General features: G+C 69.5%; 12 protein-coding genes and 1 pseudogene. 10 read left to right on the forward strand and 3 right to left on the reverse strand.

Features of this window, described 5'->3' with window-relative positions; all coding sequences use genetic code 11:
* Nucleotides 1-14 precede the first annotated feature (14 nt).
* Together ABI214_RS16255 and ABI214_RS16260 are read left to right on the forward strand one after the other, a co-directional pair.
* Nucleotides 15-500 (forward strand): hypothetical protein, encoded by a 486-nt coding sequence (locus ABI214_RS16255; protein ID WP_348603555.1) that lies wholly within the window; start codon nt 15-17, stop codon nt 498-500.
* Nucleotides 501-591: 91 nt separating this feature from the next.
* Complete coding sequence (locus ABI214_RS16260) at nt 592-1,488, forward strand: MBL fold metallo-hydrolase (protein WP_348603556.1); 897 nt, start codon at nt 592-594, stop codon at nt 1,486-1,488.
* On the opposite strand, the gene ABI214_RS16265 is transcribed toward ABI214_RS16260, so the two are convergent.
* The gene (locus tag ABI214_RS16265; protein WP_348603557.1) at nt 1,471-3,081 is read right to left on the reverse strand and encodes an acyl--CoA ligase family protein; all 1,611 of its coding nucleotides are present in this window, start codon (nt 3,079-3,081) and stop codon (nt 1,471-1,473) included. The genes ABI214_RS16260 and ABI214_RS16265 overlap by 18 nt on opposite strands.
* 203 nt (nt 3,082-3,284) lie before the next feature.
* On the opposite strand from ABI214_RS16265, the gene ABI214_RS16270 reads away from it, so the two are divergent.
* Nucleotides 3,285-4,136 (forward strand): helix-turn-helix transcriptional regulator, encoded by an 852-nt coding sequence (locus tag ABI214_RS16270; protein WP_348603558.1) that lies wholly within the window; start codon nt 3,285-3,287, stop codon nt 4,134-4,136.
* Here ABI214_RS16270 and ABI214_RS16275 read toward each other — a convergent pair.
* Nucleotides 4,126-5,400, reverse strand: a complete 1,275-nt coding sequence (locus ABI214_RS16275; protein ID WP_348603559.1) for an MFS transporter — start codon at nt 5,398-5,400, stop codon at nt 4,126-4,128. The genes ABI214_RS16270 and ABI214_RS16275 overlap by 11 nt on opposite strands.
* Before the next feature lie 75 nt (nt 5,401-5,475).
* Between ABI214_RS16275 and ABI214_RS16280 the strand changes: the two genes are divergently transcribed.
* From ABI214_RS16280 to ABI214_RS16295, 4 genes and pseudogenes are all read left to right on the forward strand, one after another.
* Nucleotides 5,476-6,183 carry a FadR/GntR family transcriptional regulator gene (locus tag ABI214_RS16280; RefSeq protein ID WP_348603560.1) on the forward strand — a complete coding sequence of 236 codons (708 nt, stop codon included), beginning with the start codon at nt 5,476-5,478 and terminating at the stop codon, nt 6,181-6,183.
* A gap of 44 nt (nt 6,184-6,227) precedes the next feature.
* Nucleotides 6,228-6,655 (forward strand): annotated as a pseudogene (locus ABI214_RS16285) (gamma carbonic anhydrase family protein).
* A 324-nt stretch (nt 6,656-6,979) separates the two neighbouring features.
* Nucleotides 6,980-8,050 (forward strand): magnesium and cobalt transport protein CorA, encoded by a 1,071-nt coding sequence (locus tag ABI214_RS16290; protein ID WP_408587031.1) that lies wholly within the window; start codon nt 6,980-6,982, stop codon nt 8,048-8,050.
* Between the two features lie 222 nt (nt 8,051-8,272).
* Nucleotides 8,273-8,800: an OsmC family protein gene (locus ABI214_RS16295; RefSeq protein WP_348603562.1), complete on the forward strand. Its 528-nt coding sequence runs from the start codon at nt 8,273-8,275 to the stop codon at nt 8,798-8,800.
* A 56-nt stretch (nt 8,801-8,856) separates the two neighbouring features.
* Here the strand turns inward: ABI214_RS16295 and ABI214_RS16300 are convergent, their stop codons facing one another.
* Complete coding sequence (locus tag ABI214_RS16300; protein ID WP_348603563.1) at nt 8,857-10,275, reverse strand: PLP-dependent aminotransferase family protein; 1,419 nt, start codon at nt 10,273-10,275, stop codon at nt 8,857-8,859.
* Between the two features lie 47 nt (nt 10,276-10,322).
* Here ABI214_RS16300 and ABI214_RS16305 point away from each other — a divergent pair, with 47 nt between their 5' ends.
* Genes ABI214_RS16305 through ABI214_RS16315 form a run of 3 tightly spaced genes read left to right on the forward strand, consistent with a single transcriptional unit; the run spans nt 10,323 to nt 12,962 of the window.
* Nucleotides 10,323-10,790 (forward strand): carboxymuconolactone decarboxylase family protein, encoded by a 468-nt coding sequence (locus ABI214_RS16305; protein ID WP_348603564.1) that lies wholly within the window; start codon nt 10,323-10,325, stop codon nt 10,788-10,790.
* Nucleotides 10,791-10,838: 48 nt separating this feature from the next.
* The gene (locus ABI214_RS16310; protein WP_348603565.1) at nt 10,839-11,912 is read left to right on the forward strand and encodes an ATP-dependent DNA ligase; all 1,074 of its coding nucleotides are present in this window, start codon (nt 10,839-10,841) and stop codon (nt 11,910-11,912) included.
* Nucleotides 11,913-11,915: 3 nt separating this feature from the next.
* Entirely contained in the window at nt 11,916-12,962 is a 1,047-nt protein-coding gene (locus ABI214_RS16315) for a DNA polymerase domain-containing protein (RefSeq protein ID WP_348603566.1), read from the forward strand.
* Nucleotides 12,963-13,143 lie beyond the last annotated feature (181 nt).

A 13,143-nucleotide genomic window follows, 5' to 3' on the forward strand; every position in this document is an offset into this window, starting at 1 on the left:
AAGGAGAAACGACAATGTCCACCCTTCATTTCACGCAGAAGACCACCTCGACACCCGAGCAGTACTTGGCCGCTCTCGTGGACTTCGGTCCCGGTCGTTCGAAGGTGTTCGGCAACAGCGACGACGACTACCTCGTCGTGCACCATCAGGGCACCACCGACGCCGACGTCACGGAGGGCTCGGGTGGAATCTGGGAAACCCTGCACTACGACTGGTCCGATCCGCACCGTGTCGTCATGAAGACCACCGACTCCAACATCTGGGGCGGCGCCTCCGGCGACGTCTACACGCTGACCCCGATGCCCGACGGAACCACCGAAGTGGACGCCGTCGTGGTTCGTGAGGGCAAGAACCTTCGGGGACGGGTCCTGGGCGCCGTGCTCGGGAGCGTCGGAAAGGGCGTCCTGAGAAAGGCATTCGTGAAGAGCGTCACGGCGGTCGAAGCCCAGAACGCTGACGGTGCGGGCGGTGCGGGCCCAGCGCCTCGAGAGGGGAGCTGAGCATCTCGATGAACGGCAACACCGTTCGATTGCATCCGGGGCGCGGTCCGCAGGAACTGCGTCGCGCCCCGATGGAAGGACAGGTGCGACCATGAACTCGACCGACAGTCTCGGCTACGCCGTCTTCGTCAACGACGCACCCCCGCAGAACAACGGGCTACTTCCCAACGGGGAGCCCAAGAGGTTCTCTCCCGTCGCCGCTACCCTCGTCTACGGAGCCGAGGACGCGGTTCTCACCGATCCCGGATTCACGACGGATCATGTTCGGGCGCTCGGTGATTGGGTCGAGGGGAAGAGTCGGAACCTCACGGACATCTTCATCACCCACGGCCACGGCGATCACTGGTTCGCCGCCGAGATGCTGGCACGACGGTTCGGCGCGCGTGTCGTCGCCGGCCCGGGGACGATCGCGCAGATGCACGCCAACATCGCGGCCCGGCCGGTGGTGTGGGACAAGGTGTACACGAACATCCCGCCGACCTCCGTCACGGCGGAGACGGTGCCGGGCAACCGCTTCGCTCTCGAGGGACACGATCTGGAGATCGTCGAGGTCGGCCATTCCGACACCGACGACACCAGCGTCCTGAACGTCCCCGACCTCGGGCTCGTCGTCGCCGGCGACGTGATCTACAACGGCGTCCACCAGTACCTCGGGGAAGGAGCGGTCGTCGGCGGCTTCGGTCCCTGGCGGGACGCGATCGACAAGGTCGAGGCGCTGGGGCCGCGGCGAATCGTGTGCGGACACCAGAACCGGGACCTCGACGACGACGCCGAGCGCACCATCGCGGCGACGCGGCGGTACCTCGACGACGCCGACGAGATGTTGCGAACCCAGACCACCGCCGTCGACTTCTTCGACGCGATGATCGATCGCTACCCCGACTACCTGGGGCGGACGGTGCTGTGGGCCGGAGCGAGCGCACTCTACGGCGTGCGTGAACACCCCGAAGGCGACGTCGGCCGGATCCTGTCAGCCGGTTGGCTCTGAGCGCCGCAGTTCGAACTTGAGCACCTTGCCGGTGGGGGTGCGCGGCAGGTCGAGGGGGAACACGATCTCGTCGGGCACCTTGTAGCCGGCGAGCAGCGTGCGCGTGTGCGCGACGATCTCCTCGGCGGTCACCGATTGCCCCGGCTTCACGAGCACGAACGCCTTGGGGCGCTCGCCCCACTTCTCGTGCGGCACTCCCACCACGGCGACGTCGAGGACCGCGGGATGCGAGATGATCGCCTGCTCCACCTCGACGGTCGAGATGTTCTCGCCGCCCGAGATGATGATGTCCTTGGCGCGGTCCTTGAGCTGGATGTAGCCGTCGGCGTGCATGACGCCGAGGTCGCCGGTGTGGAACCAGCCGCCCGCGAACGCCTGCGCGGTCGCCTCGGGATCACGGAAGTAGCCCAGCATCACGTTGTTGCCCCGCAGGACGATCTCGCCCATCGTCTCGCCGTCGGCGGGCACGTCGACCATGTTCTCGTCGACGACGCGCGCGTTCTCGGCCTGCACCATGCCGACGCCCTGGCGGGAGATCAACGCGGCCCGCTCGTCGGGGGTGCGGTCGTTCCACGACTCCTGGTACTCGCAGATCGTGTACGGCCCGTACACCTCGGTGAGCCCGTAGACGTGCACGACGGTGATGCCGAGCGCCTCGAGCTGGCCGATGACGGTCGGCGACGGGGGAGCGCCGGCCGTGGTGATGCGCAGGGCATCGACGGGGTGAGCCCGGTCGGCGCCGGCGATGGTGGTGCAGACCGCCGGGGCGCCACACAGATTCGTGATGCCGAGGTCGTCGATCGCGTCCCAGACCGCGTCGGCGCGGACCGCCCGCAGGCACACGTGGGTGCCGGCGGCCGCGGTCACCGCCCACGGGGTGCACCAGCCGTTGCAGTGGAACATCGGCAGTGTCCACAGGTACTTGGTGTTGCCGTCGAACCCGTTGTGGAACGTCTCGCCCAGCGAATTCAGGTAGGCGCCGCGGTGGGTGTACATGACGCCCTTGGGCTTTCCGGTGGTGCCGGACGTGTAGTTGATCGCGATGACTTGGTGTTCGTTGTCCACGCCCCAGTGCAGCGGCTCCTCGGTGAGCCCGTCGCGGCTGCGGAGGAACTCGTCGTAGACGCCCGTGACCACACCGGCGGGGACGTCGGGGCGCGAGATCGTCGAGTCCGGTATCTCGATGATCTCGGCGACGCTGCCGACGTTCGCCCGCACGGTGCGCACCGAGTCCACCAACTCGGAGTCCACGAAGAGGATCTTCACGCCGGCGTGATCGAGGATGTACTCGAGTTCGGGTCCGGCCAGGCGGGAGTTGAGCGCCACCAGCACGCCACCCGCGAGCGGCACCGCGAAGTGCGCCATCAGCATCTCCGGGGTGTTGGGGCACAGGTACGCGACTCGGTCACCGGGTTCGATCCGCGACCGCAGGACCCGTGCGAGCTGCGCCGCCTCGTCCGCGAACTCGCGGTAGGTGTAGCGGCGGTCCCCGTGGACGATCGCCGTCTTGTCGGGGAACACCGATGCCGAACGGTCCAGGAAGCGCAGCGGACTGAGCGGGGTGTGGTTCGCCGAGGCGGAAAGTTCGGGCACGGGTACCTCCGTGGTGCTGGTGGTGACGAGACCCGGGCGGTGTGGCCTCGCCCGGTCTCCGGCATCGCTGTGACGGGCGCTACAGCCCGTCGGAGCCGACGCTATGGGGTGCGGCGAGCGGGCCGCTACCCTCTGAAGTGGGTATCCGGGCGGGTGCCCGACGACCGTTTCCGACGAACCGACCGGGCCTTCCGAACGAACAGATGACCGACACCCTGAGACCGAGCGACGAGGACGCGATCCGCGCCGAACTCCGGTACCTGCGCACCAGCACGTCGCTACCGGTGCTGTTCGGCGGCATGGCGGACGGGCCAAGCATGCGGCTGTCCGGCTTCGTCGGGACCCGCGGCACGATGCTGCGCGACCTCGTGATCGACACCGCGTGCGGCCTGGGCGGCCGGGTGATGGCCGAGCAGCGGCCCGGCGCGGTCCAGGACTACGCGAACTCGCGGCACATCACACACGACTACGACCACGAGGTGGCCAGCGAGGGTATCGAGTCGCTGCTCGCGGCCCCCGTCGTGGTGCGCGGGACGACGCGCGCCGCGGTGTACGGAGGCCTGCGCACCAACCTGCCGATCGGTGAGGTGACGGCCGAGGCGGTGATGCGGTCGGCGCGCAAGCTCGCCCGCGAGATCGAGATCCGCGACGAAGTGGACCGCCGGATCACGATGATCGACAACGCGCGCACCGAACCGGTGGCCCACCGGGATCCGCGGGTGTCGGAGGGGATCACCGAGAGCTACCTGGCCTTGCGCTCGATCGCGGACCGGCTCGACGACGCCGCCCTCAGCGCCGAGGTGCAGGCCGTGGAACAGAAGTTGCGCGGCCTCACCACCGGGGGCTCGGCGCCGGCCAAGGTGTCGCTGTCGGCGCGGGAATTCGAGGTACTCGTCCACGTCGCGCTCGGCTGCCGGAACGCCGAGATCGGGCAGCGGCTGGGGCTGCGCCTCGACACGATCAAGAGCTACATGCGCAACATCATGACCAAGCTCGACGTCCACGGCCGGCACGAGGCCGTCGTCGAGGCTCGGCGGCAGGGCCTCATTCCGTAGCCACGTCCGATGCCGGTCCGCGTCGGGTCCTGTTGAGCACCAGTGCGATCAGGCAGGCCAGCGCTGTCGCCGCCGCGAACTCGGCAACCGCAGCCGATGTGCCCTGGTAGGTCATGAGGAGCCCCGCGGCGATCGCGGGCACGCCGGTCCCGACGTACGTGAGTGTGAAGAAGGCGGCGAGCACGGAGCCGCCGGCGTCGCGTGCCCGCGTCGCGATCGCTGTACCGACCCGCTGCATTCCGCCCGCGAACGCGAAGCCGTGCCCGACGCCGACGGAGACGGCCACGACGAACAGCAACGGCAGACTGCGCAGCCGGTCGACGACGACCACGCCGACCATTCCGACGAACATCAGGCCGAGTCCGATCCGCTGCGCGACAACCGGATCCAGCCCGCGCATGCTCAGCTGGGACACCACCGAACACGACATCACGAGGGCGGCCGTCCCGGCACCGATCAACAGGTTGGAGACGCCGAGCATCTCCGCGACCCACGACGGCACCACCGACTGGAACAGCCCCACGGCGGCCCAGGCGACAGCGGACGGGAAGGTCGCGCGCAGGAACACCGAGCGGATCTCGCGAGGGACGCGGGGCAGTTCGATCAGGCGGCCGCCGGTGGTCCGCGCCCCGCCGTCCGGCTTCGGCAGCACCATCAACGCGACGACGCCGGGGAGGAGGGCCACCGTGAAGAGCACGTAGGGGAGCACCGTCGGGTAGGGGAGGTACTCGGCGATCGCGCCCGCGAACAGCGGACCCAGCGCCGCACCCAGCGCGGTACTCGCGGTCGCCGCGCGCGCCGCGCGGACCGGGTTGCGCGCCGGGACGTGCTCGAGCAGCGCGGCCGTCCCGGCGGCCGAACAGGCGCCCACCGAGATTCCCTGCAGAATGCGCCCGGCGAACAGCCACGCCGTCGAATCGGCGGTCGCGAGGACGGCCGCGCCGACGACTCCGGCGAGGAGCGCGATCATCAGGATCGGGCGTCGCCCGATCCGATCCGACAGCGGTCCGAACAGGAAGAGCGTCGGCACCAGGGCGGCCGCGTACACCGCGAAGATCGCCGTCTGCGTGACGGGGCTGAACCCGAATTCGGACCGGTAGACGCCGTACAACGCGGTCGGCATGTTCGTGCCCAGCAGCAGGATCGCCAGCACGTACCCGATGCCGTGGAAGTGGCGGGCCGGCCAGCGCCCGGTCGGCGCCTCGCGTACGCGGACGACGTGATCGGCTGGAACTGGCTGCGGGCGGGTGACGGTCGGGCGCACGGACTACATCCTACGTAGGACGTCCTATGTAAGCTGGTGAGGGTGGGTATCGGCAGGTCGTGTGAGGATGAACCGGTGACGGTGGTGCAGAAGGAATCGGCGTACCAGCAGGCGCTGGACTGGATGCGCGCCCGGATCTCCTCGGGCGACTGGGCGGTGGGCGAGCGCATTCCCATCGAGCCGGAGCTGATGGAGTTGCTCGGCGTCGGGCGGAACACCCTCCGGGAGGCGATCAAGTGCCTGACATCGACCGGGATCCTCGAGATCCGGCGGGGCGCGGGCACCTTCGTGCGTGCCCGTACCGACATCGGTGGGCTGCTCACCCGGCAGGTCGCCGTCTCCGAGATGCTGCACGTCTACGAAGTGCGTCGGGCCCTCGAGCTCGAGGCCGTGCGACTCGCGTGCGCCCGCCGCACCGACGACGACGTCCGCCGTCTGCGTGAGGCCCTGGATCGGCGTAACGAGACCGGCCGCAGTGGGGACGGTGCCGCGTTCGCCGACGCCGATCTCGCCTTCCACGTCGCGGTGGTGGCCGCCGCCCACAACCCGGTCCTCGACGAACTGTTCGCCGGCATCTCCGAGCCGCTGCGGGCGACCTACGACTTCACCGACGGCGTGCACGAACCGGAACTCGGGGCGGCGCACCACCAGCACGTCGTCGACGGGATCGAGCAGGGCGACGAGGTGCTCGCCGCGCGGGGCACGTGCGGCCATCTCGACCTGTTCGTCTCCGGGGTGCACGAACGCCGGGCCGATGCCGAAGGCTCGTCGCAATCCGGGTAGAACTTCCCGAGAAGTTCATTTCGTGTTCGAAAGGTGTTCTCCGCGTGGCAATCTACCGTCTCGGTGACCTCGTTCCCGACATCCATCCCAGCGCGTTCGTGCATCCCGACGCCGTCGTCGTCGGTGCCCTGACGATAGGTGCGGAGGCGTCGATCCGGCCGTCGTCGGTGCGGGCTGCGTCGTGGGGCACAACGCGCACCTCGAGGGCGCGGTCGTCGAGGACGGGTGCCTGATCGGGTCGATGTCGACGTGCCTGCAGCGAGTGGTGGTGGGCACAGGCAGCCTCGTCGGCGCGGCGGCGCTGCTGACCGAGGGGACCGTCGTCCCGCCACGCTCCCGCGCGCTCGGTGCTCCGGCAACCGTTGCGCCGCACCCGAATCCGGATGCCTTTGGCGAGGAGATCCGGCGTGGTGTCGCGACCTACGTGGCCAATGCCGCCCGCTACCGCTCCGAGATGGAGCGGATCGGCTGACGTCTCCGGTTGTCCGCCCAGACTCTGTCGGAGTAGGGTGTCGTCGTTCGTATCACGTGTTGCCCGCGCGGTTGCGGGATCGAGGAAGAGGAGGTGGGGCTAGTAATGAGTAGCCAACCTCCGAGTACCAGCTGAACTAGGACAATTCACACCATCCCGATGGGTGGTGCTCGACTGGTGTCCGCACGACGGGCGGCATGTATTGCCGGCCGCGGACCTTCCTGAAAGCCGTATTCGCTCATGCGTGAGAAGCGCCCCATCCGCTCCATCCTGCCCCGGCGCGCCGCGGGGACCGCCGACGATGTCGTCTCGCCGGAACACTCGATGGCTCCGCGACATCCGGGCCACGCGCCCGCGCCGCACCACAGCGCGGTGGAGTCGAGCGTGGTCAACAGTGCCGTCTACCGTGACGGTCGGCGCATCGCCTCGCCCGCCACGCTCGCCGAGGCGCTCGACAGCCTGCCGGACGCCTCGTCGATGGCGTGGATCGGTCTGTACCGTCCCTCCGACGCCCAACTGCACGCTGCGGCAAAGCAGTTCGATCTCCACGAGCTCGCGGTCGAGGACGCGATCGTGGCGCACCAGCGCCCCAAGCTCGAGCGCTACGGCGACACCCTGTTCGTCGTGCTCCGTGCCGCGCGGTACCTCGACGAGTCGGAGACCGTCGACTTCGGCGAGCTGCACATCTTCTGCGGCCCCACATTCGTCCTCACCGTCCGGCACAGCGAGTCGCCGGACCTGTCGAACGTTCGAACGCGCATGGAGAGCGATCCCGAACTTCTCAAGCTCGGGCCCGAGGCGGTGCTCTACGCGATCCTCGACGCCGTCGTCGACGGCTACGCGCCGGTCGTCGCCGGCCTGCAGAACGACATCGACGAGATCGAGACCGAGGTGTTCAGCGGCGACCCGATGGTGTCGCGACGCATCTACGAACTCTCCCGCGAGGTCATCGAGTTCCAGCGCGCCACCAAGCCTCTGCTCGCCATGCTCCGGGCGCTGTCCGCCGGCTTCGACAAGTACAAGACCGACGAGGAACTGCAGAAGTACCTGCGCGACGTCACCGACCATGCGACCACCGTCGTCGAGCGCGTCGACGGGTTCCGGGACTTGCTCGCGAACATGCTGACGGTGAACGCGACGCTCGTGTCGCAGGCGCAGAACGAGGAGATGCGCAACCTTACGCAGGCCAGCTATGCGCAGAACGAGGAGATCAAGAAGATCTCGTCGTGGGCCGCAATCCTGTTCGCGCCCACCCTCATCGGCACCGTGTACGGCATGAACTTCGACAACATCCCGGAACTGCACTGGGCGGGCGGCTACCCCTTCGCGCTGATCCTGATGTTCCTGACCTGCTTCAGCCTCTACACGATCTTCAAGAAGCGCGGCTGGCTGTAGCGGGTGGCACCGGAACCGATCGGCCGGTTACAGTCACCACTGTGACCGACCCTCGCGCGATCGACTCCGGTGAGCTGCTGACGCGGCGCCGCCACGTCGATTTCGCGCTGGTGTGCACGTCCGGTTGTCCGCGGTCCTGATCGACCCCGCCTCGCACGACAACCACCTCGCTGCGGCGTCCTCGCGCGCCCGGCGACGCACCCGACAGGACCGGTACCTCCCATGACCACTGCAGCAGTCACGCATCTCTCCGCGATCGTCGCCGCCACCGGCGACGCCGTCTCCGAGGACGCCACCAAGGCGCACGTCGTCTTCCGCGCGTCGGCGCAGGCCCACGACGCCGTCGCCAGCACCGTCAGGCTCGGCAAGTACTCCGTCGAGGTGGACGAGCCGCCGGCCCTCGGCGGCGAGAACACCGCACCCAACCCGGTCGAGTACTACCTGGCCTCGCTGCTGTCGTGCCACGTGGTGACGTACCGGTTCTGGGCCGAGCGCCTCGGCATCCGGGTCGACGACATCAAGGCCCGCGCCGAGGGTGACCTCGACGTCCGCGGCTTCTTCGGGTTCGACGACGCCGTCCGCCCGGGATTCGGGGAGGTCCGTGTGGTCGTGACCATCACCGGGCCGGAATCGCGCGAGCGCTACCTGGAACTGCACGCGGCGGCCGAGGCGCACTGCCCGGTGCTGGACCTGACGCGCAATCCGACGCCGGTCGTCTCGGTGCTCGAAACCGTCGAGTCGAACGGCTGATCGACCGTCGGCGCTGTTCGTCGAAGCCGGCGAACAGCGCCGACGTCCGTCCCGGCTCACGGGCGCGGCGGCAGGATCCGGCACAGCGCGGCGAGTGCCGGGGTGAGCGCGTGGTCCGACGGCGCCGCATAGCCGACGACCAGGCCGTCGAAGGCGGGTGCGGCGTCGGGGTGGCGGTAGCCCGCGAGTCCGTCGAGTGCAATTCCCTGCGCTGCAGCGGCTTCCACGGTCGATGCCTCGGTGCCGGGCGGCAGTCGCAGCACGGCGTGCAGTCCCGCGGCGATGCCCGTGGGTTCGATGTGCGGTGCATGCTCGGCGAGAGCAGCGGCCAGACTGTTACGGCGAGCCCGATAGCGCTGACGCATCTGCCGGACGTGCCGGTCGTAGGCCCCGGAGGCAATCAGATCGGCGAAGGTGAGTTGGTCGACCACGCCGGTCCACCGTTCGCGCCGGCCCTTGACCTCGAGGACGGCGTCGACCAGCGGTTCCGGCAGCACCATCCAGCCCAGGCGTAAGGCGGGCGAGAGACTCTTGCTGGCCGACCCGACGTAGACGACGTGGTCGGGGTCGAGAGCCTGGACCGCGCCGACCGGTTCGCGGTCGTACCGGAACTCACCGTCGTAGTCGTCCTCGATCACCGTGCCGCCGTGCCGGCGTGCCCATTCCACCGCCGCGTGGCGGCGCACCGGGTCCAGCGGGCCACCGACCGGGAACTGGTGGGCCGGGGTGAGCAGTGCCGCGCGGACGTCGTCGTGGTCGTCCAGTTCCGATGTCCGGGAGCCGTGTTCGTCCAGGCCCAGCGGCACGATCCGGACACCCGCGGACGCCAGCAGAGCGCGGTGGAACGCCAGACCGTACGCCTCGACCGCCAGCGTCCCGCGCAGCACGCCGCCGCCGAACAGCAGACGCAGGGCGTCGGAGAATCCGGCGCAGATCACGATGCGCTCGGGCTCGGCCCGCACACCCCGGGCGCGGGCGAGGTAGTGCGCGAGCGCGGTCCGCAACTCGAGTCGCCCCTGGGGGTCGCCGGGCCCGAAGGCGCTGTTGGGTGCGTTCGCGAGCGCGCGGCGGGTCGAGGTCGCCCATGCCTTCCTCGGGAAGGCGGAGGCGTCGGGCTGTCCCTGCAGGAGATTGTGCTCGGGCACGGCGGTCGCGGTGGTCGGTCTCCCGGGCGTGCGCGGCCGCGGGAGGGGCGCAGAGCGTTCCGCCACGCGGGTGCCCGAACCCTGCCGTGCGGTGAGCCAGCCCTCGGCGACCAGTTCGGAGTAGGTGGCGGCGACGGTGTTCCGTGCGATGCCGAGGTCGGCCGCGAGCGACCGATAGGGCGGAAGTGCGGTCCCCGCGGCGAGTCGGCCGTCCTGGATCGCGGTGCGCAGCGCCTCCGCGAGAGCTGCTCGGCGCGAACCGGTTCCGGTCAGCTCGAGGTGCAGGTCGGAGCCGAGCCGTTCGGCGAAATTGACCCATGATTTCGACATCGGAATGCACCTCTCGGGTGGTCTATTCGCTCCCTACCGTAGTGGTCATGACTACTACTGCCGCCCCTCGACTCACCTTCGCCGACGCCGCCCCGAAGGCGTTCCGGGCCCTGCTCGGTCTCGACGCCGCGGCCCGCGAGGGCGTCGACCCGGCCCTGATCGAGCTGATCCAGATCCGCTCCTCCCAGCTCAACGGCTGTGCCTACTGCCTGCACATGCACGTGGGTGACGCGCGCGCGGCGGGCGAGGACGAGATGCGCCTGCACATGGTTGCGGTGTGGCGCGAGGCTCGGCACTTCTTCTCCGAGCGCGAACAGGCCGCGCTCGCGCTGACCGAGGCCGTGACGCTGATTGCAGGCGGAGTGCCGGATGCCGTGTATGCCGAGGCCGCGGCGCACTTCGACGACACGGAGATCGCCCACGTCCTCGCGGTGATCTTCACGATCAACACCTGGAATCGGCTCGCTATCAGCACCGGTAAGGTCGCCGGCACCGACGAGCGTCGCCGACACTGATGCTGAAGCGCAGCGCGAAGACGGCGAACGGGTGCCACTATGGACCCCGTGGATCTCCCGATCGCGCCACCCCTGCAACCGATGCTGGCCAAGGCCGCATCCGGAGTGCCCGAGCAACCCGCCGGTGAACCCGTGTGGTCGTACGAGCCGAAGTGGGACGGATTCCGTGCCATCGTGTTCCGCGACGGTGACGACGTCGTGTTCGGGTCACGCGGCGGCAAGGACCTCGCGCGCTACTTCCCGGAGATGGTCGACGCGGTGCGCGCGGAGTTGCCGTCGCGGTGCGTCGTCGACGGCGAACTGGTGGTGCCGCGCGAGATCGGCGGACGCACCCGGCTGGACTGGGGTTCGCTGTCCGAGCGCATCCATCCCGCCGACAGCCGGGTGAGGCTGCTCGCCGCCGAGACCCCGGCCCAGTTCATCGGGTTCGACCTGCTGGCGCTCGGGGACGACGACTTCACGAAGCGACCCTTCGCGGAGCGCCGGGCGGCATTGCTCGGTGCCGTGGGCGGCGGACCGAGCTGTCACGTCACCGCGGCCACCCTCGACGCGACGACCGCCGAACGCTGGTTCGAGACGTTCGAGGGCGCCGGACTCGACGGTGTCGTCGCCAAGCGGCTCGACGGCCACTACCTGCCGAACAAGCGGGAGATGGTGAAGGTCAAGCACTCCCGGACGGCCGATGTCGTGGCGATCGGCTACCGGCCGCACAAGAGTCAGCCGGGCATCGGGTCGATCCTGCTGGGCCTGTACGACGACGGCGAGCTGCACATGGTCGGCGGAGCGTCGGCGTTCACCGCGAAGCGCCGCGTCGAACTGCTCGCCGAACTCGAACCGCTGCGGGTGGGGGACGACGTCGTCGCCGAGGGCGAGGCCACGCGGTGGCGGTCGAGTGCCGACCGCAGCTGGGTCCCCCTGCGCCCCGAACGGGTGCTCGAGGTCGCGTACGACCAGATGGAAGGCGGGCTCGGCGAACGCGGCAGCCAGGCGGGCGTCCGTTTCCGGCACGCCGCCCGGTTCCTGCGGTGGCGTCCCGACCGGGCGCCGGAGTCGTGCACGTTCGACCAGCTCGAGGTCCCGCTGCGCTACGACCTCGCCGACGTCCTGACAGGAGAGCACTGAATCATGGCCACCACCAAGCGTTCTCCGGCAGAAGAACTCGACGTCGACGGCGTCGCCGTCCGACTGTCCAACCCGGACAAGATCTACTACCCGCGGCTCGGCGCCGAGGGCGGCACCAAGCGACACCTCGTGGAGTACTACCGCAAGGTCGCGACCGGTGGGGAGCTGCTGCGGGCGCTGCGGGACCGCCCGACACACATCCAGCGGTTCCCCGAAGGCGTCGAGGGCGAGGAGATCTACCAGAAGCGGGTGCCGGCCAAACGGCCCGAGCACGTCGGGGCGTGCCAGGTCACCTTCCCGTCGGGCCGCACGGCCGACGTGCTGCGGGTGCGCGGCGCCGCCGACATCGTGTGGGCCGCGAACCTCGGCACCGTCACCTTCCACCCGTGGGCTGTCCGCTGCCCCGACGTCGACCACCCCGACGAGCTGCGGATCGACCTCGACCCGCAACCCGGCACGGACTTCGGCGACGCCCGACGCGTCGCGCTCGACGTCCTGCACCCGCTGCTGGACGAACTGGGTCTGATCGGCTTCCCGAAGACGTCGGGCGGCCGCGGCCTGCACGTCTACATCCGGATCGAGCAGCGGTGGGACTTCGTCGAGGTGCGCCGCGCCGGGATCGCGCTGTGCCGGGAGGTCGAGCGCCGCAGCGGTGACCGGGCCACGACCAAGTGGTGGAAGGAGGAGCGCGGCAAGCGCATCTTCCTCGACTTCAACCAGAACGCCCGGGACAAGACCATCGCTTCGGCGTACTCCGCCCGACGGACCCCGATTGCGACCGTCTCGACGCCGGTGACCTGGGCCGAACTGGAGTCCGTCGAACCGGACGACTTCACGATCGCGACGGTCCCGGCGCTGCTCGCGGGGCGCGGCGACCCGATGGCGACGCTCGACGACGTCGCGCATTCGCTCGACGGCCTGCTCGAGATGGCGGAGCGGGACCTCGCCGCGGGCCTGGGCGATCTGCCGTATCCGCCGAACTATCCCAAGATGCCCGGCGAGCCCAAACGCGTGCAGCCGAGCCGCGACCGCGACCGGAAGGAAACCTAGTCGGTCACTTGACCAGGGCGGATGTTCGCCGGACTCATCGCGTATGTCTGTTTCGCTCCGCGGCAGGCCCTTCCGGCCGTAGGCTGCGCCAATCACAATGGTGTGGGGAGCGGGATCGGAGGCCGCCATGACGATCCAGGTCGAGCGCGAGAGTGTGTCGCAGGTTGCGGCCCCCGCACGG

Source organism: Prescottella soli, assembly GCF_040024445.1.
GTDB lineage: Bacteria > Actinomycetota > Actinomycetes > Mycobacteriales > Mycobacteriaceae > Prescottella > Prescottella soli.